This is a genomic window from Halomonas qaidamensis, from assembly GCF_025917315.1.
GTDB classification, from domain to species: Bacteria; Pseudomonadota; Gammaproteobacteria; order Pseudomonadales; family Halomonadaceae; genus Vreelandella; species Vreelandella qaidamensis.
Genome location: NZ_CP080627.1, coordinates 3,576,866 through 3,600,337, shown reverse-complemented (window position 1 = coordinate 3,600,337; position 23,472 = coordinate 3,576,866). Strand labels below are relative to the sequence as shown.

The 23,472-nt window shown below is 51.2% G+C and carries 24 protein-coding genes, 1 tRNA gene and 1 pseudogene; 12 read left to right on the top strand and 14 right to left on the bottom strand.

What is annotated here, in order from left to right; all coding sequences use genetic code 11:
* Positions 1-69: 69 nt before the first annotated feature.
* From K1Y77_RS16235 to K1Y77_RS16225, 3 genes are all read right to left on the bottom strand, one after another.
* Positions 70-2,199 (bottom strand): UvrD-helicase domain-containing protein, encoded by a 2,130-nt coding sequence (locus K1Y77_RS16235; protein ID WP_264429559.1) that lies wholly within the window; start codon positions 2,197-2,199, stop codon positions 70-72.
* Positions 2,200-2,803: 604 nt separating this feature from the next.
* Positions 2,804-3,217: a hypothetical protein gene (locus tag K1Y77_RS16230; protein ID WP_264429558.1), complete on the bottom strand. Its 414-nt coding sequence runs from the start codon at positions 3,215-3,217 to the stop codon at positions 2,804-2,806.
* On the bottom strand, positions 3,214-3,492 hold the full coding sequence (locus tag K1Y77_RS16225) for an AbrB/MazE/SpoVT family DNA-binding domain-containing protein (RefSeq protein WP_264429556.1): 279 nt from the start codon (positions 3,490-3,492) through the stop codon (positions 3,214-3,216). The genes K1Y77_RS16230 and K1Y77_RS16225 overlap by 4 nt, the downstream gene beginning before the upstream one ends.
* 439 nt (positions 3,493-3,931) lie before the next feature.
* Here K1Y77_RS16225 and K1Y77_RS16220 point away from each other — a divergent pair, with 439 nt between their 5' ends.
* Complete coding sequence (locus K1Y77_RS16220) at positions 3,932-4,561, top strand: hypothetical protein (protein ID WP_264429554.1); 630 nt, start codon at positions 3,932-3,934, stop codon at positions 4,559-4,561.
* Between the two features lie 463 nt (positions 4,562-5,024).
* Here the strand turns inward: K1Y77_RS16220 and K1Y77_RS16215 are convergent, their stop codons facing one another.
* Complete coding sequence (locus K1Y77_RS16215; protein ID WP_264429551.1) at positions 5,025-5,681, bottom strand: SOS response-associated peptidase; 657 nt, start codon at positions 5,679-5,681, stop codon at positions 5,025-5,027.
* Positions 5,682-5,886: 205 nt separating this feature from the next.
* Between K1Y77_RS16215 and K1Y77_RS16210 the strand changes: the two genes are divergently transcribed.
* The 4 genes from K1Y77_RS16210 (at position 5,887) to K1Y77_RS16195 (ending at position 8,847) form a co-directional block, all read left to right on the top strand.
* Positions 5,887-6,111, top strand: coding sequence for a hypothetical protein (locus K1Y77_RS16210; RefSeq protein ID WP_264429549.1), 225 nt, complete (start codon positions 5,887-5,889; stop codon positions 6,109-6,111).
* Positions 6,108-6,557, top strand: coding sequence for a LexA family protein (locus K1Y77_RS16205; protein ID WP_264429547.1), 450 nt, complete (start codon positions 6,108-6,110; stop codon positions 6,555-6,557). Before K1Y77_RS16210 ends, K1Y77_RS16205 begins: the two co-directional genes overlap by 4 nt.
* Positions 6,554-7,828, top strand: coding sequence for a Y-family DNA polymerase (locus tag K1Y77_RS16200; RefSeq protein ID WP_264429545.1), 1,275 nt, complete (start codon positions 6,554-6,556; stop codon positions 7,826-7,828). Before K1Y77_RS16205 ends, K1Y77_RS16200 begins: the two co-directional genes overlap by 4 nt.
* A 752-nt stretch (positions 7,829-8,580) precedes the next feature.
* Positions 8,581-8,847 carry a hypothetical protein gene (locus K1Y77_RS16195; RefSeq protein ID WP_264429543.1) on the top strand — a complete coding sequence of 89 codons (267 nt, stop codon included), beginning with the start codon at positions 8,581-8,583 and terminating at the stop codon, positions 8,845-8,847.
* A 235-nt stretch (positions 8,848-9,082) separates the two neighbouring features.
* On the opposite strand, the gene K1Y77_RS17410 is transcribed toward K1Y77_RS16195, so the two are convergent.
* The 4 genes from K1Y77_RS17410 to K1Y77_RS16180 form a co-directional block, all read right to left on the bottom strand.
* Complete coding sequence (locus K1Y77_RS17410) at positions 9,083-9,295, bottom strand: MbcA/ParS/Xre antitoxin family protein (RefSeq protein WP_406567236.1); 213 nt, start codon at positions 9,293-9,295, stop codon at positions 9,083-9,085.
* 244 nt (positions 9,296-9,539) lie between these two features.
* Complete coding sequence (locus K1Y77_RS16190) at positions 9,540-10,235, bottom strand: hypothetical protein (protein WP_264429541.1); 696 nt, start codon at positions 10,233-10,235, stop codon at positions 9,540-9,542.
* A gap of 173 nt (positions 10,236-10,408) precedes the next feature.
* The gene (locus tag K1Y77_RS16185) at positions 10,409-12,184 is read right to left on the bottom strand and encodes a hypothetical protein (RefSeq protein WP_264429539.1); all 1,776 of its coding nucleotides are present in this window, start codon (positions 12,182-12,184) and stop codon (positions 10,409-10,411) included.
* 453 nt (positions 12,185-12,637) lie between these two features.
* The gene (locus tag K1Y77_RS16180; RefSeq protein WP_264429534.1) at positions 12,638-12,781 is read right to left on the bottom strand and encodes a hypothetical protein; all 144 of its coding nucleotides are present in this window, start codon (positions 12,779-12,781) and stop codon (positions 12,638-12,640) included.
* Positions 12,782-13,054: 273 nt separating this feature from the next.
* On the opposite strand from K1Y77_RS16180, the gene K1Y77_RS16175 reads away from it, so the two are divergent.
* Positions 13,055-13,957, top strand: coding sequence for a hypothetical protein (locus tag K1Y77_RS16175; RefSeq protein ID WP_264429533.1), 903 nt, complete (start codon positions 13,055-13,057; stop codon positions 13,955-13,957).
* Positions 13,954-14,175: a hypothetical protein gene (locus tag K1Y77_RS16170; protein ID WP_264429532.1), complete on the top strand. Its 222-nt coding sequence runs from the start codon at positions 13,954-13,956 to the stop codon at positions 14,173-14,175. The genes K1Y77_RS16175 and K1Y77_RS16170 overlap by 4 nt, the downstream gene beginning before the upstream one ends.
* A gap of 325 nt (positions 14,176-14,500) precedes the next feature.
* Here the strand turns inward: K1Y77_RS16170 and K1Y77_RS16165 are convergent.
* The 4 genes and pseudogenes from K1Y77_RS16165 to ispB all read right to left on the bottom strand — a co-directional run.
* Positions 14,501-15,349, bottom strand: a pseudogene (locus K1Y77_RS16165) (YifB family Mg chelatase-like AAA ATPase); the annotation flags it as partial.
* Between the two features lie 86 nt (positions 15,350-15,435).
* The gene (locus K1Y77_RS16160) at positions 15,436-16,326 is read right to left on the bottom strand and encodes an ABC transporter substrate-binding protein (RefSeq protein WP_264429530.1); all 891 of its coding nucleotides are present in this window, start codon (positions 16,324-16,326) and stop codon (positions 15,436-15,438) included.
* A 220-nt stretch (positions 16,327-16,546) separates the two neighbouring features.
* Positions 16,547-16,623, bottom strand: a tRNA-Pro gene (locus K1Y77_RS16155).
* Between the two features lie 126 nt (positions 16,624-16,749).
* Positions 16,750-17,754, bottom strand: a complete 1,005-nt coding sequence (gene ispB / locus K1Y77_RS16150; protein WP_264429528.1) for an octaprenyl diphosphate synthase — start codon at positions 17,752-17,754, stop codon at positions 16,750-16,752.
* A 284-nt stretch (positions 17,755-18,038) separates the two neighbouring features.
* Here ispB and rplU point away from each other — a divergent pair, with 284 nt between their 5' ends.
* From rplU to proB, 4 genes are all read left to right on the top strand, one after another.
* Positions 18,039-18,350: a 50S ribosomal protein L21 gene (gene rplU / locus K1Y77_RS16145; protein WP_030071396.1), complete on the top strand. Its 312-nt coding sequence runs from the start codon at positions 18,039-18,041 to the stop codon at positions 18,348-18,350.
* Positions 18,351-18,380: 30 nt separating this feature from the next.
* Positions 18,381-18,638, top strand: a complete 258-nt coding sequence (gene rpmA, locus K1Y77_RS16140) for a 50S ribosomal protein L27 (RefSeq protein WP_030071394.1) — start codon at positions 18,381-18,383, stop codon at positions 18,636-18,638.
* 141 nt (positions 18,639-18,779) lie between these two features.
* Positions 18,780-19,973 carry an Obg family GTPase CgtA gene (cgtA, locus tag K1Y77_RS16135; RefSeq protein WP_030071393.1) on the top strand — a complete coding sequence of 398 codons (1,194 nt, stop codon included), beginning with the start codon at positions 18,780-18,782 and terminating at the stop codon, positions 19,971-19,973.
* Between the two features lie 61 nt (positions 19,974-20,034).
* Positions 20,035-21,195 carry a glutamate 5-kinase gene (gene proB / locus K1Y77_RS16130; RefSeq protein ID WP_264019207.1) on the top strand — a complete coding sequence of 387 codons (1,161 nt, stop codon included), beginning with the start codon at positions 20,035-20,037 and terminating at the stop codon, positions 21,193-21,195.
* A 28-nt stretch (positions 21,196-21,223) separates the two neighbouring features.
* Here proB and K1Y77_RS16125 read toward each other — a convergent pair whose 3' ends face one another.
* Complete coding sequence (locus K1Y77_RS16125; RefSeq protein WP_232222353.1) at positions 21,224-22,213, bottom strand: DUF1853 family protein; 990 nt, start codon at positions 22,211-22,213, stop codon at positions 21,224-21,226.
* 193 nt (positions 22,214-22,406) lie between these two features.
* A complete protein-coding gene (locus K1Y77_RS16120) occupies positions 22,407-22,883 on the bottom strand; it encodes a PepSY domain-containing protein (protein ID WP_264429517.1) in 477 nt (158 codons plus the stop codon).
* Positions 22,884-23,086: 203 nt separating this feature from the next.
* Here K1Y77_RS16120 and K1Y77_RS16115 point away from each other — a divergent pair, with 203 nt between their 5' ends.
* Entirely contained in the window at positions 23,087-23,464 is a 378-nt protein-coding gene (locus K1Y77_RS16115; protein ID WP_030071385.1) for a PepSY domain-containing protein, read from the top strand.
* Positions 23,465-23,472: the final 8 nt, after the last annotated feature.

Below are 23,472 nucleotides of genomic sequence, written 5' to 3'. Positions count from 1 at the left end.
GACTTGGACTATCCCGTTTAAGCTTCGACGTCGCCCCCAGATTTAGCGTTTCTAGCCACTAGGCCACTACTAAAGGGGTTTATATACGCAGTGCGGGTGCTGACTGCAACTTATGGATTCGCCTCTAGTGGTAATCTTCGGTATTAGCCGGCCGTCTTCGCATGCAGGACATGGTGTAATCTCAACCAACCGACGGTGATCCAAGATAGCCCCCATCCCAAGGTCACTGAGCTCGAATACGAAGTCCGAGATCCGCCCTTCCTCTGCAACTAATACAGCCTGGCGTTTAGCACGAGTGATCGCCACATAGAGCAAACGGCGCTCTTCAGCGTGTTCATAAGCTTCATCAGGCGGCATTACAAAGCCTAAGAGTTCGTCTTCGGGGCGACGCATCGGAAATCCAAGTTCTGTGTTGTGCACGTTCAGCAGGAACACATAATCGGCCTCAAGCCCTTTGCTGGCATGTACCGTCAAAAACCGAATATCCAGTGCTCCGTGGTGGCGCCTCTTAATTGCCGACAAGTTGCCGGGGCGATCATGCTTATAACGTCCCAGCAGAAACACGCTCAAGCTGACATGCTGCTTACGAGCCTGTACAGCCAGCTTGTCGAGTTGGTCATCCAAGCTGGATTGTGCTGCACCATGGGCATATGCACGAAAATGCACACGAGGCCCGCTGGCTGAATTGGCGGAGAAGACCGACTTGTTCAACTGATCAGGGTTGCGCGTGACGAACGCGCTTGCGAGGTCGTTCAGTGATTGCGGAGATCGGAATGTCTTTGTCAGATAGAGCGTACGAGCCTTACCGAATCGTTGCTCGAATTGTGTCATGTTTCTGATATCTGCACCGGCAAACCGATAGATACTCTGGAAGTCATCGCCCACTGCAGCGAGCGTTACATTTTCTCCAGCCAACCCGCGGATGATGTTGGCGCGCGCAGGAGACGTGTCTTGGAATTCATCCACCATAATAGTGCGAAACGGCGACTGCCACTCACCATTCTCGAGGTGTTTAGCTGCCTGGTTGAGCATATCCTCGTAATCTACAGCGCCCTCATCGGCGAGGCGCTGATTCCAGCGCTCCAGAATAGGCTCGAACAGGTTCAAGAACTGCCGGTCTCGCACTGGAAAGGGTCGTTCGTCCAGACTAGTACGCAATGCATCCACGTTCAGCATTTGGCCCTTGTAGCGTATGATGAACATGCGTGCCAGCTTCGCAAACTCCGGCACCTCGACAGGGTCTGTTGGGTTGACTAAGTTATTCGCATTCGCTACAGGGTTTAATCCTCGGGCCGATAGCTCGGCCTTTAGCCGCTCTAGATCGTCACCTTGACGTAAGCCGTATGACGTTGTCTCGAATAATGCTGTTTGATGCTGGTGATGGAGTACGCGCTTCCATTCGACTCCATCCAGATAACCTTTGAATCTGGCCGGTGGCTGGCCACGAGCGTCGAGAGCGAAATGTTCGTGATACAGGTCGATCTCTGGGTAGTAGAAGTCAGGCCTATAATCCCGATGGTGCTCATCGGCCGTTGGATGCGGATAGGTCGCCTCATAGCGATAGTTGATTCCGTGCAGTGACAACCAATCTGCGATGATTCGCTCCTCCTGGCTGCGCACAACCTCGCCGCGTTGTGTGATGATGGCATCAGGGTCAGTGATCGTTAGCTGTGGTTTAGCTTCATCGCTGGCAGCCTTCTCGTACTCGCCAGCGCTGTGTCCCAGCACTATTGAGTAAAGGAACCACATTGCTCTGTAGCTGTTTGATTCAGCGATAAGTTGCGAGAGAATGTGGGCCACAACGCCAATGTCCTGCCCTTTATCGAGCTGGCTACCAACGGATGGTTTGCGACCTGTGGACTCCCCGATGATGCGCAACGCCAGAGAGTGGAAGGTGGTGCAAGTTATTGCGTCAGCGCCCTCAATAGCTGGAAGAAGCCGGGTTTTAACACGTTCATCGAGCTCCAAGGCCGCGTCCTTATTAAAGGCGAGCATGACAATTTCTTCTGGCCGGGCTTGTCCCGATAGTACGGCATACCCCGCCCTTGCAACCATTGTTTGAGTTTTACCAGACCCAGCAGCAGCTACCAACAGAAGGCGATCCTCGAAACACACCGCCGCAGCCGTCTGTTCCTCTGTCAGAGGGCTGGCAGCTACCGAGGCGAAGAAGTCGGAATAGCGCCGTGGCTCTTCAAGCAATAGCCTTTCGTTGTGAGCAATTACGTGTGCTGGCGTGACATCCGGAGTAGATTCTATGAGCGTGCTTACCCAGGCAGCCGATAGCCCACGTACAACTGGTTGTTCCAGTAGTATCTGACGAGGCCAGGGCCCGGCAAGCACACTTCCTAATGTGGGGCCGTCTTTGATGGGGAGGGCGTCGTTACGCTCTAGACAGATTGCGCTCCACTCACGGACTCCAAGCCAGCGATGTATTTCGAGGCGACGGGAGAGAGTTTGGCCCCAGTCAAGTAGGCAGTGCTCATATGGGTCTAGAGCGGCAGCCGTAGCAACCCGAAGACTGTCCAACAGTCGCTGGCCATCTCCACGGGCTAATCCTCGAAGGCCGATGGAGGACGGCTCGTTGTAAAACTGAAGCTTTACAACGTCGTGTATGGACTTGCCAGACAGATTGGCCTCATGAAGGTTAATGAGGGGGTATGTGAAGACCCTGTTGGAACGCTGGAGATGAATCGAACCACTCTTCAAAGTCAGCTTCCAGGGGCGTGTCAAACCTAGCATTACTAACCAGCGGGAGGGGCCGAACGTGTAAGTATTAACGGTGATTTTCGGATACTCCCATTACTCAGGCCTGTCCGATCATACGCATTGAATCGCGAACTCTTGACCTTAACTTTGTAACTACTGAAGGAACCCTAAACCTGCCAATCCAGGCGCGGTACTTCATTTCCTCCTCGCATTCTAGGGCACCACCATCGCTCGTCATACGCGTCGTTACACCACGGCGATTAGATTTGCCAATTTTGAAGCCTTCGATCATTGCATTGCTGTGGAATAGATCGATCATGTTACTTTTTGGCTTTATCGTACAGACACCGTCGCCCGCCATCGGCGATGCCGAAAGCATTTTTCCGATCCAGTAGTCGGCGATATCTTCAATATGCTCCGCATTGGCGAGAGTTCGGGCCTTCGTTATCCAATTCTCCAGCACTTTGCTCTCAATTATGCCGCCGTTACGTGCACCTGGGATATAATTCAACAATTGCCATCGGGGTATTTTGAGGACTTTGACGAGCTGCTGTGTGGAAGGTCGCTCCTGTCTTTAGCATCCACGATTACGGGACGCTGATGAAGGAACTCGGCATCAGCCTTAGGCAGCTCAGGATAGGATATCCAGGATGAACGAACAGGACGCAGAGTAATTACTTCCTTTGCCTGAGTAATCTTAAGTTTTCTAACCCCTTCATATACCATATCAGCGGGCAGGTAGACGATCTGGCTATTATCATCTTTGAAAATTGGAACAGTTCGCATGGGCTAAACCTCCTAAAAATGAATTGTCAGTTACTCGTCCAGGGTCGACATGCAGTCACTACGAGGTTTGTGAGCATAGAATCGGAGGTGAGAGCCCGGAGGGCTGACATTTCTTAAATTGTCTGCTTTACTAAAGAAAGCACGTGTGTATACTCAGCAAAATTTGGCTATGGTGTTATGTAGCTGCAACCTCCTACAAGAGGTGATGTTATGAATGTGACAGTACTGCCCAAAATGACGGAAAAGCAACACAAAGCAGTGGTTAACAAGGCAGTGAAAAATGTGGAAATAGTAAATTACCGAACAATACCTAGCGAAAAGAGGTCTCACAAGTTTTCTGATGAGGAGATTCAGAAAGCTGTAAATCGCTTCTCTAAGCTTATTCTGAATGCTTCTGAAAAATGCTCCTCCAAATAATAGTAAATAACAAGGTGTTAAGATGGAGCATAGTTCGCAAGGGAAGAGATGGGTTTTCGATGAGCTTGTAGAAGATAGAAGTGCTGACATTCAAGGCTTGGTGGCTTACGCATTGTATAAAGCAAATAAAGCCGATATTGCTAAAACAAAGCGTGAGCAAGGTTTATCGGAAGAAGAGATAGTTGCTGAGGTCAGTACATTTCACCAAAACGCTGTGAATAGCCGGTCTATGCTAGAGGGTTATCGTGAGAGAGCTGGGATCCTGTTGCAGGAATTGTCTGAGGCTATTGAAGAGGAGGTAAGGGAAGAATATGAACATCAAGTTGCCTCGGTTGAAAAAAAGCGCACTGAGGATCGAAGAAGACAAGCTGATGAGCTTAGCCGATTGAAAGGTCAGCAAAAGAAAGAGATAGACAAGGAGCGCAAAAAAGCTGTGACAGAGTTTGTTGCAAAGGTTAAACAAACTCCATGTGAAAAAGCTCTTCCGAGAGTTGTAAAGTGGCAATGGAATGGTTTCTCTGGTGTCTTTGCCGCTATAATTTTTGCCGTCATAGTAGGTGGAGTAATTTACCAAGGAATGCCTGAAGATAAAAAAGGGGCATTTATTTCTTCCGTTATTGCCGAGCTTGTGGGTGAAAATTCAAGTTACTAGGCATGCAATTGCCGCCCAAGTCTTTATCCCTATCATGCCCCACTCTAAAGCGCGTAGTTGACTACATAACTCCGTTACGTAAAAAATCCTCAACCGGGCTTGCTCCACCTTATTCCTCAACCTGTTCAATTGCTGGCCAGGCAGGTGAAAAGCAGCCTTTAATGTTGGCCCCAAGTAACCATCATCGTATGCAAATACATCGATGGCGCGCGCACTAGGCTTCAAGTTCATCAACATATCATCTACGCTGCGCGAGTCAGCGAATAATTGTTCCAGAGCGCTCTGCTCCACCAGTGTCATGACCACGTATCCACTGCGTAACTGCTCAGCCTCAAAGCCGTTTGGTGCCAGTACTAAGCTCGCCTCGTCTGAAAATGTGCCTTGGTGCAGCTCATTAACCAAATCCAGCCTAGCGGATAGAAAAAGGGCTGGTGAAAATCTGCCAACCTTGAGCAGAGGAACGCTAGAGAGGATTGATCAGCTCGTCACCTTGGCCCTCGGAAGGTTTGTTAACAGCTGTGCTAACCGACCAATGTTCGACGAGTCCCGCATCGATATGCCGCACCATGCTGTGGATTGTCTCTTTATGCGTCAGGTCAGGAGCAAGCCAGTGTTCAAGACTATCGTCGTCCAAAATCAACGGCATCCTGTCGTGCACATCGGCAGCACTGCCTCGGGCCTGCTCGGTCAGAATGGCACATCCTAGACCTCCATCATCCCGTTCTGCGTAAACAGCCGCGAAGTACAATGGCTCTCTGTCCCGTCGGCACAGGTAATGAGGCTGTTTGGGGGATGAGTTCTTGATCCACTCGTACCACCCGTCAGCGAGTACAAGGCACCGGTGCTTAGCAAATGCCGATTTGAAATAGTTATTCGTCGCCACGGTTTCTACACGGGCATTTATAGGCTGCGTGCCTTTTCCTTTAGCCCACGATGGACGAAATCCCCACCACATTTCCTCAAGCGTAGGAGCTGAATCTTCAGAAGCCTGCCGTATGCTCGCGACCCAGGTACCAGGTGCCACATTGTAGCGCGGGTGTATCTCACGCTCTGGCATAACTGCACCGACCTTGTTGGTCAGCTCACTTACGGGGGTGAATAAAGCAAATCGACCGCACATAGCTGCAGGATAGTCGAGAATTGGCCATGCGCGTCAGCATACGCACCAAAACGCGGTGCCTCCGCCCAGCAACCACCCAAGTATGCTGGTTTTACCAACACGTTCAGGCCAACGAATTAAGAAGAGTGCTTGCGATTAACCGGGTTCATCGCTTATTGTCTCTCCCAGGTGCTGTATATAAAGACAGCTATTTAAGGAGGCACTTATGTCAATGAAAACCTATCTACAGCTTGGCCCGCGTTCAGTCAGTAGCCCACACGTTCAGCCAGCTATCATCGGAGAACTTCATCTCCTACCTGATGATTTGACGGAGGGATTGGCGCGACTGTTGACGGGCATGTGTGCAGAAAAGGACGTGCCGCTCACACCTCTTGAAAATACTGAGGGGCATATACCTAGCACATGGCGTGTCCTGGAGAGCATGGCATGAGTATGCATTTCACCATCCTCGGGCGCGTAGACACCATGGCTCGACCGCTCCGGCTACCTTTAGCTGCCGGTGAAGTCCGAGCTGGTTTTCCCAGTCCCGCCGACGATTATATTGAGGTTGAATTAGATCTTATTGCCCATCTGATTAAGCACCCTAGCGCAACGTTCTTTTTACGCGCTAAAGGCACTTCCATGGAAGACGATGGCATTAAAGATAATGCGCTGTTAATTGTCGATCGGTCCCTCAACCCTCAGCCGGGACATATAGTGATCATGAGCGTTGACGGCGAGCTGACATGTAAGAAACTAAGCATTATGGGCAGTCGGCCGTATCTGGTGGCTTCTAACCCAGAGTTTAAGCCAATTCCCCTCTCTGGACATGATTGTCACAATTGGGGGGTGGTGACTCATAGCATCAGTTCGCTAGCACCCGGTTTCGCCATATGATTGGGTTAGTAGACTGCAATAATTTCTATGTATCCTGCGAGCGGGTTTTTAACCCGAGGCTCGAAGGCGAGGCTGTCGGCGTTATGTCGAATAACGACGGTTGCGTCGTCGCGCGTTCGCAAGAAATCAAAAGCTTAGGTGTGGCAATGGGAATGCCTGCCCATCAGATTGATCCCCATATACGCCGAAAATGCACTTTGCTCAGCTCAAATTATGCGCTTTACGGTGACATGAGTAGTCGCGTAACAGACGTTCTCTCACAGCATACGCCTCACGTTGATGTATATAGCATTGACGAGTCATTTCTATCGTTTGAGGGCTTTGAAGCGGACACGTTGGAAGAACGATGCCAAGTGATGCGACAGCAAGTAAGGCGGGATACAGGGATCCCAGTTAGCGTTGGCCTGAGCACTAGCAAAACATTGGCAAAAATTGCCAACCATCGCGCTAAAAAAGAAAGTATGTTCAATGGCGTGGCCATGATGGACCCTAATAGCAACGACACGCGTGCCTTCTTGGAACAGCTACCCGTTAATGAGATATGGGGGGTAGCAGGTCGCAGTGCAGCGCGGCTTCATACCCTAGGCATAGAGAATGCTTGGCAGCTGCGCACCGCCAGCCCTAAGCATTTACGGCGCCATTTCAGTGTGGTCATGGAACGTCTGGTTTATGAGTTGAGGGGCGAAAACTGCATATCGCTGGACGACATGAGCCAACCAAAAAAACAGATCATGGTGTCCCGCTCTTTTGGTCGACTCACGACGGACAAAACCGATCTGCGTGAAGCCCTGCGAGCCCACGCTTCACGCGCTGGTGAAAAGCTACGACGACAAAACGGCTTGGCGCAGGCGTTGATGGTGTTTGTTCACACCAATCGCTTTCGGCAAGATTTGCCGAGCTACAGTAAGCGTTTAGTAATTCCGCTACCTCACCCCACCGATGACAGCCGCGAGCTCATTAAATCTGCCATGGCAGGTCTAGAGAGAGTTTTTAAAAAAGACATCTGGTACCAAAAATGTGGGATTATGCTCATGGATCTGTGCGACCATGACAATGAACAACTAGGGTTGCTCGCGGAGCCGATCAGCGATGAGAAGCGTGCTCGTAATGAAAAATTGATGGCCACCCTCGACAAGCTTAATCGCGAGCACGGAAAAAATACCGTCCGTCTTGGTATGCCCCGCAAACAAAACGCTTGGGAATTACGTTGCGAGCACCGCACACCACGCTATACAACCAGATGGGAAGAGCTTGCAGTCGCTAAAACATAGAATCGATATGCCATCCCTGGCATACCTGCCTCTCTTTACTTCTAATACTCAACATCCCTGATGTAACGCATACGGCATGCTTAAAGCGGCGATCCTGGGCGTCACACCTATACCCTAGCGTGTATCAAACTATGTTTATGTAAGTAATCGACCACAGTATCTGTAAGCAATGGCTTACAACAATCCGCTATGCAGTGAATCCAAAAGTTGTAGGCGACATGTGTGTCGCTAACCTATTTGGCAGCAATAAAGGCCAGTGACTAGTTCAACACTTTCTCTTAGAAGGCAGAATTACCCCGTCGGATTCAGGATAAAGCAGGACGCTGGCAAGCTGTAAGCTTTATCGCTAAAACCACTGCTCTCAAACATAAGCGCTTTGCGAAGAGGGATATGGAAATCATAAGTGACTTGGGGCGGGTATTAGAATCCATCTTGGTTGATTTGCTCAAACACGCGGCGTTTGGCATGGGTGACATCGCTCTGTGCCAGAACGTGCCAGTCGTAAGTCTCGCTGCCAGGTATTATTTCCTGACCAACGGCGCAGCGGTCGCGCTCATAGCGGTATCGTGTTCCGCTCGGCGATTGCCATTCGATTACGTTATCCCCTGTGAATACGGGTTTAGATCGCTGATTTTGCGGAGAGCCATGGCTAAAAGGTTGTCTATATTAGGGTAAACACTATTATAGCTTTAAACATAGTTAATCAACGGTTATCACTACGTTAAACAAGTATGAACAAGAGGTGAGTGGCCATGATGCGACACGAGAACATCCTCGCAGGCTTGGGCGGCATGGGATTAGATGAGGCTATAAAGGACACCCGGGACGCACTCGACCAGCAATGGCAACCCTCACAGTTGAGTGTGTCCACTGCTAACGTCAACATATGCCTAACGCAGGAAGAGCGGTTTGCAATAGGGAAGGTAATTCGTGAAATGTTGAAAGATCGATTATCGGCGCTGGAAAACGAATCAGATTGCTCAGATCTCGTACGCAATTATCCTTTCAAAGATAATTGAAGATAATTAAATAAGCTTATGATATTTAAGGTATTTGGTGATTTAGTAGTTGGTCGGTTGTCCAGGGTTAGAAAAGGTGGTGCAACATAGGGCGGTAACACACTGAAAATGGAATAGGCATCTTTCGAGTTAAGGCATAAAGACATCAATAGCTATCCTGAAAATGATCCAACTCCTAAGCAGAATTACTGGAAGCGGCTAAAAACCATGATCAAGTCACCGCAGAATAGCGAGGTTATGTGTAAACGCCTCTGTCTATCCTCGTAATCAGATCCAGCACCTGCTGAGCGTCCTCCTGCATAACATCAATGGGACGCTTCCAACCTAGCCCAATGGCTTCACTGTGTAACCACTTGTCCGCTGCAGTTCGTTCCCCATCAAACAGCGCTATAGCCGCCCTCCAGATGGCGATTGTAATTTCCTGCTTTGAGTCATCAGCACTAAGCATATCTCATTACCATTAGTAAGTTCTTGAGGAGTCGAATGTTAGATGAGTCACGGCGGTATAGGTTTTGTATTCACTTATTCTTCTTTGCTAGACAGCATAGGATAAAAAACAGTCCCTGATGTACGTAAATGAGTATTCTGAGCCAATTTTTAACGCCGTATTGTCTAGCGCAGGCACTTTTCAGACAGAGCCTGGTTTTGCACGGTGTAAGAAAAGCCAAATTACCATTGCCTCACAGGGGGCTTTAGCGCCAAAAATTCGCGCTGAAGTTATTGAGCCCGCGACCATAGGTATCTAATGTCACATGGTAGGTTTTAGGGATGTCACTACCGACGCCTCCCTCTCTGAAAAAATTTCTTAGGGAGTGAAGGCTTAACAATTTAAGGTGTTCCCATTCACGCCGTAGTTTTTCTTGACGCTCCTGTGCCAGTTTCGAAGCACTGGGCTTTCGCTTAGGTAATGGAAAGCTGTAATCGGGGCTAAGATCAGGTGTGTAGAGGAACGTGATGGTGCCATATGTCCAATCATCCGCCGTATTTTTACGCCATTGGTACCCAAGTCGCACTTCCAGACGATCACTGTAATGAAAGGGTTGGAGGATACGGTCATCGACTTGAAACAGCAGGTTGTCTTTCTCTTCTTCTTCCATCCGTTGCTGCATCTGCTGAACCGCATGTGCTAGATCGTCAGCAGCCCGCCGCATTAAGTAATCTGTTTCATCACGTTTTTTAGAAGACTTGGCCCGACTGTGTGAATCAATTGAATTTTGAAAGTCTCTTAACTTGTTTGAAACATATAAGCCGCAACTTTCTAAATTAAATCGGTAGAGCTGACTTGGCTCTACGCTTCGGACACACTCTCTGATGGCTAGGTCTAGCTCGTCGGAATCGATGTTTTTTAAGGCTTCCTTTTCTACAGAAGAGATGTATAAGTCACCCATTATAATCGCCCTATCAGTTTGAATTTTTGATGAATTGTCTAGCGCTGTGTCAGTCTGAGCTGTCCTGAATGCTAGTCGCAAAGCGCCAAAAGCGATTAATGAGCAACTTTCGATTGCTCAGTCCGGTTGTCTTTGCCGCTATACTGGCTTTATTCATAACGTGCCTCATATAGCTAGTGCCCTGTTAGGTCAGCTCGCATTATACCGACCTTGCTAAAAGCATTCAGCACGGAAGCTTCGCCGGGAACGTTCTCATTTTTGGCTTTCGGGTGCTTGAATGTATCGGCGAAACCTGGGCAGTGACGAACGAGTTTTTGAACGACACCTTCAACGTGCCGCACGTTAGACAGCACTTGGCGCAACCAGTGTTCTAAGCTGCCTTGGTGATCCAGCGTGAATACTAAACCTTTGTAGGACGGAGGTTTTGCCCCTTCCTCTCTACCGTCCTTTCTGGGCTTCGGAGGGCGTCGCTGGAGTTCCATGAGATAAAGCGCTTGATCTAACACATGCACCTTGATAACGAGTACACCGCGAAGAACCTTCGTATGAGTATCCATATAGACCCAATTGACCACGGACGTTTCTACATCATCGTCTATTCCGAAGGGTTCGAGGCTAATTAATCGAGGATCAGGGGAAGTGCTGAAGCCGTCTTCAAAGGTAAACCAGCTAATGCTATGTATCGCCGTCGGATAGGCCGATTGTAGGTAAAGAAGCGCGTTCCACATATCACGTAGAAAGCCCTGCGACTCTAGTGTAATGGGGGCGTGAATAGACGCTTGTCCCACTCCCTTACCTGACCCATAGGGCTCTCCGGTGGAGAAAATCGTTTCGTCGCCAGGAATGGGGACGCCTCGTGTATCGGGCACGTTTTTCCGGGTATAGCGCTTATCCAAGACGGCACGAGGCTTACCCAAAATAACGAATTCGTCCTCAGTAAGGTCTAGCCAAGAAGAGCCATGGTCGGGCTCTTCATCATCCGTCAGGTCAATGACATCGGGGATGTCTTGAAGCTGATGATAGGGAAATTGAGTGGGAGCATCATCGCCATCGGCGGCTGATACTGTCGCTGACTTCTCTCTTTCGCGATGGATCGTGGCACCGTCGGGCTGCGTACAGCCTAATATCTGTAACCCTAGAAATGTGTCGCCACCATCAATCGGAACGCCAGAAACAGAGAGTTCCCCGCTTCCCTGAAACCAAGGAGTGGCCTCAAAAAGTATCCTGTCTTCGGGGAAACGGGCTTCAAGCTGCGAATAAATTTTTCTGGCAGCCTGCTCCGCATAGGGATCGTACAGCATATGCGCGAGGAAAATGGCATCGTGTTTATGAACACGATATGTAAATTTGACAGGCCACGTACCTGGGGAGGCAGGCGCATTAAGCGGTCGATAAAGACGTTTTTTGACTTCTTCCCAAGGGTAAGTGGCGAGCACTCGCTTGATTTCAGAAGATCGGCCGTAAACGCGAGTAAAAAATTCTGTGCAAGGGATGAGCAAGTGTTTGCCATCTGGAAGGTCAAATTCGATCAGGTACGATCTTTGCTCTCTGTCCAGTGGCAAATAGTATTCATCATGAAAGGAGGTATAGAGGCTGCGCCCTGCTTTGCGTAAGTCATCTAGAGAGACTATCCGCCAGCCGCCTGGAGAAAATGAAACGGGGAATGTTCTCTCATCAAACGCGATGCGAGAGTTGCTCACCCCCTTTTCCCAGACGGAACCGATCCTCATTAGTCCGACATGTGTTAAGACCGTTGTTCGATCAGTCACGTCCCCTAAATTGTTATTTTGATCAATAGGCCTGAAAAATACATAAATTTTAGGGACGCTTTCTGAGCGGGTATTTTTTTCGATAGGCCCATACCACCAAACGACCAAGCGCTCAGCTTCGTTTTTAAGGGTGCCATCCGGGAAGCTAAAGGTTCTGCATTGTTTGAGAGAAACGGTCACAAGCTCACGCTCTATGTAAACTCAACATAGGCATTGTCGCAGCAATTGTTGAAAATTCGCAATGGCTTAATGGTTTAGCACAAGGGATTAATCTTTTGATGCGTCCCGTTACAGCGTTATCTTTAGTGAGCAGCAAACGATTCCAGAAAGCGACCTAGTAGTAGGGCGGCTGATGGAGTGGATTGGTTAGTGGCAACGCTAAACTGTATCCATGGCAGCGGGCGAGATATAAAGGTCCCAGAAGAGAAGTCAGTCTCAAACTATGCCGGTTTTGGGTACATATTGGTAAAGGTGAAACAAAAAAAACGCCCACCACGTGGTGGGCTGGGTAAGGCCACGTTGCCCAAGGCAGTGTTTCCCATATCAAGGTTCTGGCATCAGTGCACCAAATTCATCATTAAAGCGCCGCAACACAGCTCTTATATCATCGGCAGCGTCTGAGCAATTGGTACTTCAGTAGCGAGCCATCACGCCAGCAGCACTAATATTTGCCTGTTGACCATCGACGCTCTTGGCCGTGTTGTAGAAAATCAGATATCGAAAGCGTAGGGGATCATTGCCGATTGCCCCAAGCGCTTCATTAGTATCTCGGGTCATCCAGCTCTTGCGCACACCGCTTAGACGGATCACCAGAAGGCGGTTTCTACATATTGCAGTACAGCCCAAAGACGAGTACAACCTTAGATGTAAACAGGATTTGATATTTAAAAGCGGTGTGGTAGGCTTCGAGTTAAGGCGGATAAATAGCACGCCATCCCAGCAATCGGTGCTGAAAAAGACTCTTAGCAATCGGTGCTGCAAAGGACACTTGCTCCAGCTAAAACTGTGTCGTTCCCACCCTGGGAGCGCTGTTTTCGTATGGAGAAAGAAATGTCTTTAACTAATGATAGTCTCGCTTACGGTTACGATGAGTTCTATACCAATTACAGCACCATTCCCCCTATTCAGTGTCTCCTTGAGCTCACATCATCTCAGTTGATACATCCTTCTTGCTTCGATGCTCACAATCCTCGACATGTGTGCTTCTCTGCATTGCATGGATTTGTGATCTATCCGTTCAATGAACGGCTTATTAAGGAGCGTGTAAACGATAATGCTCCTTATTCCAAAACCGTTGCTTCGCGAATTGAGGCGTTCAGAGCTTATGTCACGAAGTTCAATGCCGATCAACAGAGTAGACTCTTTGCTGGCAGTCGTCTTGTTCTCAAAATTGAGGATGAACCTTTCACGCTGGAGCAGTTCAAGTTATTTGGACTTGATGGGACTGAATTAGCAGAAGCTGCTTTAGCATTTGAGGCTGACCGCAAGTATTTTACGCTTGGAAAAGCGGGACGACTTAATCATTTTTCGCAGCATCATGGATTTTCCAATTTTCAGGAACTCAAATCGTTTCTCAATCTTTTAGATGTTGAGGCGCAGGGATTAGGATATCAATCATATGCCTCAATCTGTGCTTCCAGCCGGTATATGGGCGACATGGAAAAGAAGTATGAAAACCAAGTGTACATGTTGCCAGTTGTCAATGAGATGCGTCAGAAGTGGGATCTTTTGAAGCGAGAGTCGGTGTTCACGATTGAATGCTTTATAAAGTGTCGTGTTGCAGGGGACGAATCCTCCTACTTCTTAGATGTAAACGACGAAGGAGTCGAGCTCAACCTATACGAAGGCTGCGTTACAGGTCGGTATATTTTGTCCTCTAAATTTATGTCCGATAAAAATGATGATTTTCACCTTAATCGTGATTGGTTTGTGCCGCAGGAGGATGCGTCATGAGCCTAAATTACGATAACTCAATGATTATTTGTCGAGAATGCAGTGGTCAGGGCACTGATGTGGACATTGAGTGCCCAAACTGTTTTGGGACTGGCTACGACCCTGAAGAGGATAAACCTTTTGCACAGTGCCATACTTGTTATGGTGAGGGTGAGGTTTCCTTAGATATTTGCCATCATTGCTCAGGAACAGGCCAGCTCTTTGTTGAAGATGATTAACGTTTAAATCCCGACTTGAATGCCACGTCTTTGATGAGAGTGCCCGGTTTTTCAAACCGGGCACTCTTGTTCGAAATGATACGGCTTTAGGATTCCTTGCAGGCGCGGGCCTTGCACCTCCTTTTTTAGGGTCGAGAGGCTGCTACGTTTTCGAGTGACACGGGCACTTACTATCTGATGTTTTACTGTTCTCTTCTTGCCGTCGCGACTTCGACGTTACCGCAGCTTTGATAGTGCGATTACCAATTCAGTGCTAAAGGGTATTACTTGTTTAGATTATGTCGCAGCTATTATTAAATTGTCGCAACAATTACTGTAAATGACAGCCTCCTCCCACTAACGCGGCGGCGCTGGCGCTGTGGTGGGGTTGGCGAAATGGCCGCTGGCCCCAGTCTGCTTCCAGGGGCAGCCCGCATACCGAACGCACGGCAGCCACCTGCAACGCATCGTCTTCGGAAAGCGGTGGCAGAATGCCCGGTAAGCGACTAGCGAGCATGGTCTTACCGGTGCCCGGTGGCCCTGCTAACAGCAAATTATGGCCACCAGCGGCCGCTACTTCCAACGCGCGGCGCGCTTGGTGCTGGCCGCGCACGTCGGCTAAGTCGGCCATGGGAGCGGTGGATCTCACTGAGGCAGACAGTTGGTGGGGCGGGATTTTCTCTTGCCCTAGCAAATGAGCAACGACCTGCCAAAGGGTGTCGGCTGGTAGAACGGGCAAATCACCCGCTAGAGCAGCTTCATCAGCGCAAGCGCGGGGAATAATCAGTACTTTATTGGCGCGCCGTGTGGCAAGTGCAAAAGGCAGTACGCCAGGCACGGCGCGTAGTTTGCCATCCAGCGCCAGTTCACCAGCGCACTCCATGCCTTCTAGCGCATCCACTGGGATTTGGCCGGAGGCGGCCAGAATGCCGAGCGCTATCGGTAAATCAAAACGACCGCCCTCTTTGGGCAGATCGGCGGGTGCAAGGTTGAGGGTAATACGTTTGGTGTTGGGGAAATCAAACCCAGCATTGATGAGCGCGCTGCGCACCCGCTCGCGGCTCTCTTTGACGGCGGTTTCTGGCAGACCCACCAGTGTTAGCCCAGGCAACCCATTAGCTAAATGGACCTCAACATGCACGGCGGGTGCTTCCAGCCCCACGCCGGCGCGTGTGGCCACAATGGCTAGTGTCATGGCGCTCCCTCGCTAGTTTTAAATTCCTGACGTAACCCTACGTTAACTGGAACGTTTAAAAATAGCGTGCACCCTGAAAGACAACCTTAGTTAACAATTAAATCAGTTATTTGAGTTGTGTCACGTGTCACAAGGGCAGCGGACAGTTCCCGAGCAAAGCGCTGGGCAGAAGGGAGTGCTCCAAAGCTCCAGACCGGCGGTAGGTGCAATAGCTGGGCGTTCTTTACACTGGGTAAATGCTGCCATAAACCGCTGCTTTCGAGCTGTGACGCAACGCCTTCAGGAAGCGGTTCGATGATGGCAAGCGTTGCCTCTGGGTAGCGGGCTAGGGCTTCAATCCCGACTAACGAAAAGCCCCAGGCGTTGGTCGGCTGATCCCAGGCGTTAGGCAGTGCTAGTTGCTCTAGGACGGCGTTGTAGAGGCTGCTTTCCCCAAACACTCGGACATGGCGGGCATCCATAAACTGCACTAGGAGTAATGGTGCGCTCTCGGGAAGCTGGCCTCGCAATTCAGTCATTAGAGCCCGAGTGTTGTTGATCAGCCTTTCTGCCTGGGCGTCACGGTCGGTTAGTTCACCCAGCTGGCGCGTCAGTGTTTGCATCTCCTGCCACGTATCGGTCTCCGGCGAATAGAGCGAAAAGGTGCTGACAGGCGCAATTCGCTCTAGTCGGGGTCTTAATCCGGCAAACATAGGAGATATCAGTATCTGTTTCGGAGGCGCTTGTGCTAGTAGTTCCAGGTTAGGCTGGGAACGTAACCCCATGTCAGTGGCGCTACTGGGTATCCGAGGCTCGCTGACCCAGGTGTGGTAATCGCTGTGCTGGGCAACGCTGCTGACAGGGGCATCTATTGCCAGTAATGTTTCTGCAATGGTCCAGTCAACGGTTGCCCACTGAGCATGGCTAACAGCCGATAACAGTAAGCCCACAACAAGTACAGCGCTGTGTAGGGTATGTCGTAGGGGAAAAAGGCACATAGGATCCAAACCTGGCAGTAAGTGCGCTATTTAAACGAGTCTCTTTATCAATTGCAAATAGCAATACTTAAAAACGAGGCTAAGCTGGTGGCGGTCAAGAAAATCACGCGTGTTTGGCCGTTTGGAGCCTATTTGTCACTTAGGCGTGTCAACTAGAAAAAGCACAACCAAAAACGGCCACTAGCTGTATTAGCTAAGTGGCCGTTTTTGATAGTGTTCTTGGTCGGAATAGCAGGATTCGAACCTACGACCTCTGCCTCCCGAAGGCAGCGCTCTACCAAGCTGAGCTATATTCCGAAGGTTGTTGAAACAGTGCCGTTAAAAACGAGCCGAGCAGTGCTTAACAACGGAGCGAATCATACGCAGGCGAAGGGTTTTTTTCAAGTCCCTTTTTACGCGCTGCATTGCTTTGTAGTACTGACTTTATGCTTTGCGATCAACCGCTAACCGGGCGATATTCGCCATGCTATCGCGGTAGGGGCTGGGCGGTAGGGCATCCAGTTCGGCCAGGGCTTTATCGGCCATCTCAACGGCGCGTGCGCGGGTGTACTCCAGCGCGCCGGTGGCGTTGATGATCTCAAGCACTTCGTCGAGCTGTTCCAGCCCGCCTTTGCGAATCACTTGGCGGATTAACTTGGCTTGTTCAGGCGTGCCGCGTTCCATGGCATGTATCAGTGGTAGTGTCGGTTTGCCCTCTGCCAGGTCGTCGCCGACATTTTTGCCCATGGCCTCGGCATCGCCTTGGTAGTCCAGCAGGTCATCGATGAGCTGGAAGGCGAGGCCTAAATAGCGGCCGTAATACTGCAGGGCGCGCTCTTGCTCAGGGGTGGCATCGGCCAGCACGGCACCGCTGTGGGAGGCGGCTTCAAACAGCATCGCTGTTTTACCTTGAATGGTTTCAAAGTAATCCGCTTCAGAAATGCTCGGGTTACCGATATTGGTGAGCTGCAGTACTTCGCCTTCGGCAATCACGCAGGTTGCGCCGGACAGAATTGCCATAATGCGCATTGATCCTACGTCCACCATCATTTGGAATGAGCGCGAATAGAGGAAGTCACCCACCAGTACGGATGGTGCGTTACCCCAGGCATCGTTGGCGGTTTTTTTGCCACGCCGCATGTGCGACTCATCGACCACGTCGTCGTGCAGCAACGTCGAGGTGTGCATAAATTCGATCAGCGTGGCGAGGGTGATGTGTTTGTCGCCCTGATAGCCCAGTGATCGGGCCGCTAGCAGCACGAGCAAAGGACGCAGGCGCTTGCCGCCGCTTTCAATAATATATTGGCCGATGGTTTCTACCAGCGGCACCTTGGAATTCAACTGCGCAACAATGGTGCGGTTTACGGCGTCAAAGTCATCGGCCACCACGGCGTGCAGCGGTGAAGGCGTTGGGCTGGCAGGCGGGGTTTGAGAGACGTTGGCTGTCATGGGTTCCGTTCATCGCGGGGTGGGGTAGTTGGGGCCATGCTATGGGGCTGCCTGTGAGGCGTCAAGGTAGCGATAGGCGTTCGTGGCGCGGTGTATGATTGACAATGCCCTATAGTCTTGTGGTAAGCAGTGATAGTCGCTATAATTCGCGACCCACTCATCATGCTCCCTGTCAGATGGCTGCCAAAAGGGGCGCCACTCGCAGCAGGTCGATAAGAGCGGAAGGCGATGAGCGTTGGTTACGCGGGGCGTAACCGGCATTAACGACAAGTCCGGAGAGCGACATGTACGCAGTTATTAAAAGCGGTGGCAAACAGTACCGCGTTCAAGAAGGTCAAACCCTCAAGCTCGAAAAAATCGAAGTCGCTACCGGCGAAACGATTGAGTTTGATGAAGTGCTGCTGGTTGCAGACGGCGATGACGTCAACGTTGGCGCGCCTTTAGTAAGCGGCGCTAAAGTGTCTGCTGAAATCGTTTCCCACGGCCGTGGCGATAAAGTAACGATCATCAAGTTCCGTCGCCGGAAGCACCATATGAAGCGTCAGGGCCACCGTCAGTGGTTCACTGAAGTCAAAATTACTGGAATTTCTGCGTAAGCAGCTGATTTCCTTTAGGAGGATTTTGCAATGGCACATAAAAAGGCAGCCGGCTCCACGCGTAACGGTCGCGATTCCGAGTCCAAACGCTTAGGTGTGAAACTCTTTGGTGGCCAAGCGGCAACTGCGGGTAACATCATCGTTCGTCAGCGTGGCACACGTTTTCATGCTGGCACTGGCGTTGGCTTAGGCCGTGATCACACGCTGTTCGCTTTGAACGACGGCTTCGTGAAGTTCGAGACCAAAGGTCCGAACAACCGTAAATTCGTTAGCATCGTTTCTGCCTAAGCAACACTTGTTGCGCAGGACGAAGATGACGAAATAAAAGCCCCGCCATGGCGGGGCTTTTTTGTCTTTTCGATCCCTTTTGCCCGTTACTAACGGGTGAGATATTGCAGTTAGGGCGGCGGAAGCGGCCGGGAGAATCCAATGCAGTTCGTCGATGAAGCCTCAATTATTGTTGAGGCAGGTAAAGGCGGCAATGGCTGTCTGAGCTTTCGCCGCGAAAAATATGTGCCCAAAGGTGGCCCCGATGGTGGCGATGGTGGCCATGGTGGCAGCGTCTACCTGATTGGTGACGATTCCCTAAACACCTTGATTGACTTCAAGTTTCAACGCTTTTACAAAGCTGAAAATGGCCAGGGCGGTATGGGCCGCCAGATGAGCGGTAAAGCCGGTGAAGACCTGCATGTGAAAGTGCCGGTGGGCACCACGGTGATCGATGAAGATACCCTTGAGGTGATCGCCGATGTCACCGATATCGGTCAGGTGGTATTAGTGGCCGAAGGTGGTCGTCGTGGTTTGGGTAATATTCACTTTAAATCTTCGACCAACCGTGCACCACGGCGCACCACGCCGGGCACCGAAGGCGACCGCCGCAACCTGCGCCTGGAAATGAAGGTCATGGCTGATGTCGGCCTGCTGGGCATGCCGAATGCAGGTAAGTCTACGCTGATCCGTTCGGTATCTGCGGCCAAACCCAAAGTAGCGAACTATCCGTTCACTACCCTAGTGCCTAACCTGGGTGTTGTGAAGCTGGGTATGCATGAGCACTTTGTGATGGCCGATGTGCCAGGGCTGATTGAAGGTGCTTCTGATGGCGCTGGCCTGGGGCTACGTTTCTTGAAGCACCTGACCCGTACGCGGCTACTGTTCCATGTGGTGGACGTGGCGCCGTTTGACGAGTCGGATCCGGTGGAGGCGGCCCAGGCGATTATTCACGAGCTAGGTCAGTTCTCTCCGGCGCTTTCTGAACGGCCGCGCTGGCTGGTACTGAACAAGTTCGATTTGCTGCCGGAAGAGGATCGCGAAGCTCGCGCCCAGGCAATCATTGACGCGCTGAACTGGGATGGCCCGGTGTTCCGTATTTCGGCCATCAGCAGCGACGGCACTGACAAGTTGGTACAGGCGGCGTACCGCTGGCTAACCGAGCAGCAGCGCTTGGAAAATGAAGATGAAGAAGCCCACGCCCGCGAGCAGGAAATGCGCCGCCGCATGGAAGAGGAGTCGGTGGCCCGTACCGAAGCGCGTCTTGGCCGTCGCCGTAAGCGTGACGACGACGATGAAAATGACGACGACTTTGACGATGATGATTACGATGTCGAAGTAGAGTACGCCCCGTAACCGATCCGTCGGCCGAATGGGGAGCGTCAGCAAGGTTGACGGATTTAATCGCGTGAGCGGGATGGCTTGGGAGAGTCGCGACGTGGAAAGCAATGAGCAGTTGCCCGGCCGTGAGGCGTTAAGCGGAGCCCGTCGGGTGGTGGTGAAAATTGGTAGCGCGCTGCTCACCAACGATGGTCGTGGTTTGGATGAGGCGGCCATTGGCGGCTGGGTTGACCAGATTGCCACGCTGCATCAGCAGGGCAAAGAGGTCGTGCTGGTCTCTTCTGGCGCAGTAGCCGCGGGCATGGTGCGCCTAGGATGGCAGGCGCGCCCTAGTGCCGTTCATGAGCTTCAGGCGGCCGCGGCGGTAGGCCAGAACGGCCTTACCCAGTGCTATGAGCAGCATTTTGCTCGCCACGGTATGTTAACGGCTCAGATTCTGCTTACTCACGATGACCTTTCTAACCGAAAGCGCTATCTCAACGCATTGTCGGCGCTGCGTACCTTGGTTGAGATGCGCGTGGTGCCGGTGATTAACGAAAACGATACCGTGGTCACCGACGAGATTCGCTTTGGCGATAACGATACGCTTGGCGCACTGGTGGCTAACCTGTTAGAAGCCGATGCGCTGCTGCTGCTCACCGATCAGGAAGGGCTGTTTGACGCTGACCCTCGTCACGATCCCAATGCTCAGATGATTGCTGAAGGCCGTGCCGACGACCCGCGCTTAGCCGCTGTGGCAGGCAGTGGCGGTGCTTTGGGGCGCGGTGGCATGAGCACCAAAATCCGTGCTGCACAGCTGGCTGCCCGCTCTGGCGCGGTTACGGTGATCGCGAGTGGCCGTCAGCCGGAGGTTATTTCCCGCATCATGGCAGGTGAAGCGTTGGGCACCCTGTTGCGCCCAGACCAAGCGCCCATTGCTGCTCGTAAGCGCTGGCTAGCAGGTCAGTTGCAGGTGCGTGGCACCTTGGTGCTGGATGCCGGGGCGGTGAATGTGCTGCGTGGCAAAGGCTCTAGCCTTTTGGCGGTGGGCGTACGTGACGTGCAGGGCAGCTTTAAGCGCGGTGATATGGTGCTGTGCGTGGATGAGCAGGGCGCACGCGTGGCCAAAGGATTGGTCAACTACGGTGCGGATGAAGCCCGTCAGCTGGCGGGCCAGCCGAGCCACCAGATTGAAGCCATTCTGGGTTATGTGGAGGCTCACGAGCTGATCCATCGCGATAATCTGGTGGTTGTTTAACGAGATAGTTGCCTAACGAGATGGCTGTTTAACCGCGCGCACGGGGTGGTAGCGGCACTTGGCGTGGCCAGTCATTGGGGACAATGATAAGACGCTCCATTTGCTGTTTCTTTGTTTCTGCCTCCGAGTCGTAGAGCATCACCTGCTGTGGCCCGTAGCGTTCAATCAGCGGCATTACCATGGCCATTTCCTCGTTGGCTGGCTGAAAAGCTGCCTGTTGGGGTGGCGCCAGCCAGTGAGGTTTTTCTAACCACGCCATGTGTAATGACTCGCCTTTTTCGGCCGCAAGCGCTGGCCAATCGTTTAAATAACACCACTTACCACGCCGATGATCGACCGTTGCCCCGATGGGCGGTGGCATTGTCGTGTGCCAGGGATAAAACAACACGCCGGGCATGGCTAGGCGCTGTGTCAGCGGATAATGGGGTAGTGCATGGCCGAGATCTCTAGGGGATAGCCATTGGGCGATGATCGCTTGCGCGATGGCAGTGCTCGACATCGGCAACTGATGATGGCGAAGATGGCTGCATTTCAGTGCTAGGCTATCCAGCCCGCCAGGGCCAATCCAGCGGCTTTGGCTGGTGGCATCTCCAGGGCCTTCTGGTAGTCCAAGGTAGAACTTTATCGCTACTTCCAGATGGATAGGGTTGGGGTTATTCCGCGTTCGATAGAGCATGTCCAACTCGCCCAGGGTATTACGCCGTTGGGTAATGCGCAGGTTCTTGGCGAGCAGTCGAGTGTTAGGTGCGTTATCTAACATTAGGTGCCACAGTCGCTCATGGTAGTGCCCCATGCGCGTCGCCAGCTTGCCATCTAGCGCATTCACCAGTGTTGAAAGACTCGCCAACCAGTCATCAACTGAATCTACTAAGCCAAGCTCCTGGCGTGTTGGCCTGCCTGAATAGGTAATAGGTCCCGATAGTTCAATTACATCAGGCGTGACCAGCAACCACGCAAGGTCACGCAGTACTGCGTGTTCTAAACGGTCGCTTACGCCCTCGTCGGTGGTGGGTAGCAAAGGCATCTCCCTTGGTTACATACGTCTATGCTGAGAGTACGCATTAGGTGGCTAATGGCTATGTTATGCACATTACAATGCGACGTTAACAACGTCCTTTACAAGAAATCCTTTACAGTGCTAACACAAAAAAGCGGGCCGTGAAGGCCCGCATGATGTTTTGCGTTAGTTAATGCCGGATTGTGCTATTCAGTTAATCGCGGTCAATTTCGCTCACTTGAAAGGAGCCTTGGCGTAGACTGATTTCTAGTTCATGGCCATTTTCATCACGGCCTTCAACATCGATCATGCCGCTTTTATCAATGTCGATATCTTCAAATTCGACCATGCCTTCTTGGCTCGCTACTTCTAATGCCTGGCGGATATCATCTTCGCTCATGCCCCAGGCACCGGTAATTAGGCGCTCACGCTCTTCTTTTAGTGTTTCGCCACTATCGATGGAAAATTCAATGTCAGCGTACCATTCGTCGTCTAGCCAGCCTTCTACCTCGGCGCGGCCACGGCTTTTAATACTGATCTCTTCGTAATGGGTGAACCCATAGTCAGTGGCATGGGTTAGTACACTATCAATCTGATCAACGGGTAACGAGTCAGCTTGCACGCTACCTGCAGCTGCAGTGAGCAGCAACGCTGAGGCCGGAATCAGCAACATTTTTTTCATAGCGTTCATGTCAAATTCCTTCTTGGTTTGTTGAATGACTTGGTTTGTTGAATGACTTGGTTTGTTAAATGACTTGGTCTGTTGAATGAGACAGCATTCGCAGTAAGACAATGAAGTTATAACACCGCGGTTCTTTCCGTAAGCTGACAAAGCCGTTCATCTAACGTTCATGTTGCCTTTGGCATTCTAGTAGAATGAATAAAATGCCCCTCATGCCAACCCTTTCACATTATTGGCAGCGTCTGCCACACATGCGCTTGTGCAAGGTGGTACCTGTGTGCGTCGTTGCAACGGTGTTTGCCATTGCACTGGCCGGTAGTGCCGCCATTGCTGACCAGCACTGGGAAACGTTGCACAGTGAAGTGCGGCGCGGAGACGTCGTGCCCTTAGAGTCCATCCTAGATTGGTTGGAGGCTAATTATATCGGCGAGGTAATAGAAGTAGAGATAGAGCGTGAGGATGGCCATGTGGAGTATGAGATCAAGCTGCTGGGTGCTCAAAATCAAGTGGTTGAGTTTGAGTTTGATGGCCATAGCGGGCAGTTAATGAAAATAGAAGGTGTGCGCATTAATGAGATGCGCCGCCAATAAGGTAGCTA

Bases quoted from the DNA above. Each gene is read 5' to 3' on its own strand.
- rpmA (WP_030071394.1), top strand. From the start codon at position 18,381: ATGGCACATAAAAAGGCAGCCGGCTCCACGCGTAACGGTCGCGATTCC.
- K1Y77_RS16115 (WP_030071385.1), top strand. From the start codon at position 23,087: ATGCCAACCCTTTCACATTATTGGCAGCGTCTGCCACACATGCGCTTG.
- rplU (WP_030071396.1), top strand. From the start codon at position 18,039: ATGTACGCAGTTATTAAAAGCGGTGGCAAACAGTACCGCGTTCAAGAA.
- K1Y77_RS16205 (WP_264429547.1), top strand. From the start codon at position 6,108: ATGAGTATGCATTTCACCATCCTCGGGCGCGTAGACACCATGGCTCGA.
- K1Y77_RS16120 (WP_264429517.1), bottom strand. From the start codon at position 22,883: ATGAACGCTATGAAAAAAATGTTGCTGATTCCGGCCTCAGCGTTGCTG.
- K1Y77_RS16200 (WP_264429545.1), top strand. From the start codon at position 6,554: ATGATTGGGTTAGTAGACTGCAATAATTTCTATGTATCCTGCGAGCGG.
- K1Y77_RS16195 (WP_264429543.1), top strand. From the start codon at position 8,581: ATGATGCGACACGAGAACATCCTCGCAGGCTTGGGCGGCATGGGATTA.
- cgtA (WP_030071393.1), top strand. From the start codon at position 18,780: ATGCAGTTCGTCGATGAAGCCTCAATTATTGTTGAGGCAGGTAAAGGC.
- K1Y77_RS17410 (WP_406567236.1), bottom strand. From the start codon at position 9,295: ATGCTTAGTGCTGATGACTCAAAGCAGGAAATTACAATCGCCATCTGG.
- K1Y77_RS16160 (WP_264429530.1), bottom strand. From the start codon at position 16,326: ATGTGCCTTTTTCCCCTACGACATACCCTACACAGCGCTGTACTTGTT.
- ispB (WP_264429528.1), bottom strand. From the start codon at position 17,754: ATGACAGCCAACGTCTCTCAAACCCCGCCTGCCAGCCCAACGCCTTCA.
- K1Y77_RS16175 (WP_264429533.1), top strand. From the start codon at position 13,055: ATGTCTTTAACTAATGATAGTCTCGCTTACGGTTACGATGAGTTCTAT.
- proB (WP_264019207.1), top strand. From the start codon at position 20,035: ATGGCTTGGGAGAGTCGCGACGTGGAAAGCAATGAGCAGTTGCCCGGC.
- K1Y77_RS16190 (WP_264429541.1), bottom strand. From the start codon at position 10,235: ATGGGTGACTTATACATCTCTTCTGTAGAAAAGGAAGCCTTAAAAAAC.
- K1Y77_RS16210 (WP_264429549.1), top strand. From the start codon at position 5,887: ATGTCAATGAAAACCTATCTACAGCTTGGCCCGCGTTCAGTCAGTAGC.
- K1Y77_RS16215 (WP_264429551.1), bottom strand. From the start codon at position 5,681: ATGTGCGGTCGATTTGCTTTATTCACCCCCGTAAGTGAGCTGACCAAC.
- K1Y77_RS16220 (WP_264429554.1), top strand. From the start codon at position 3,932: ATGGAGCATAGTTCGCAAGGGAAGAGATGGGTTTTCGATGAGCTTGTA.
- K1Y77_RS16170 (WP_264429532.1), top strand. From the start codon at position 13,954: ATGAGCCTAAATTACGATAACTCAATGATTATTTGTCGAGAATGCAGT.
- K1Y77_RS16225 (WP_264429556.1), bottom strand. From the start codon at position 3,492: ATGCGAACTGTTCCAATTTTCAAAGATGATAATAGCCAGATCGTCTAC.
- K1Y77_RS16180 (WP_264429534.1), bottom strand. From the start codon at position 12,781: ATGACCCGAGATACTAATGAAGCGCTTGGGGCAATCGGCAATGATCCC.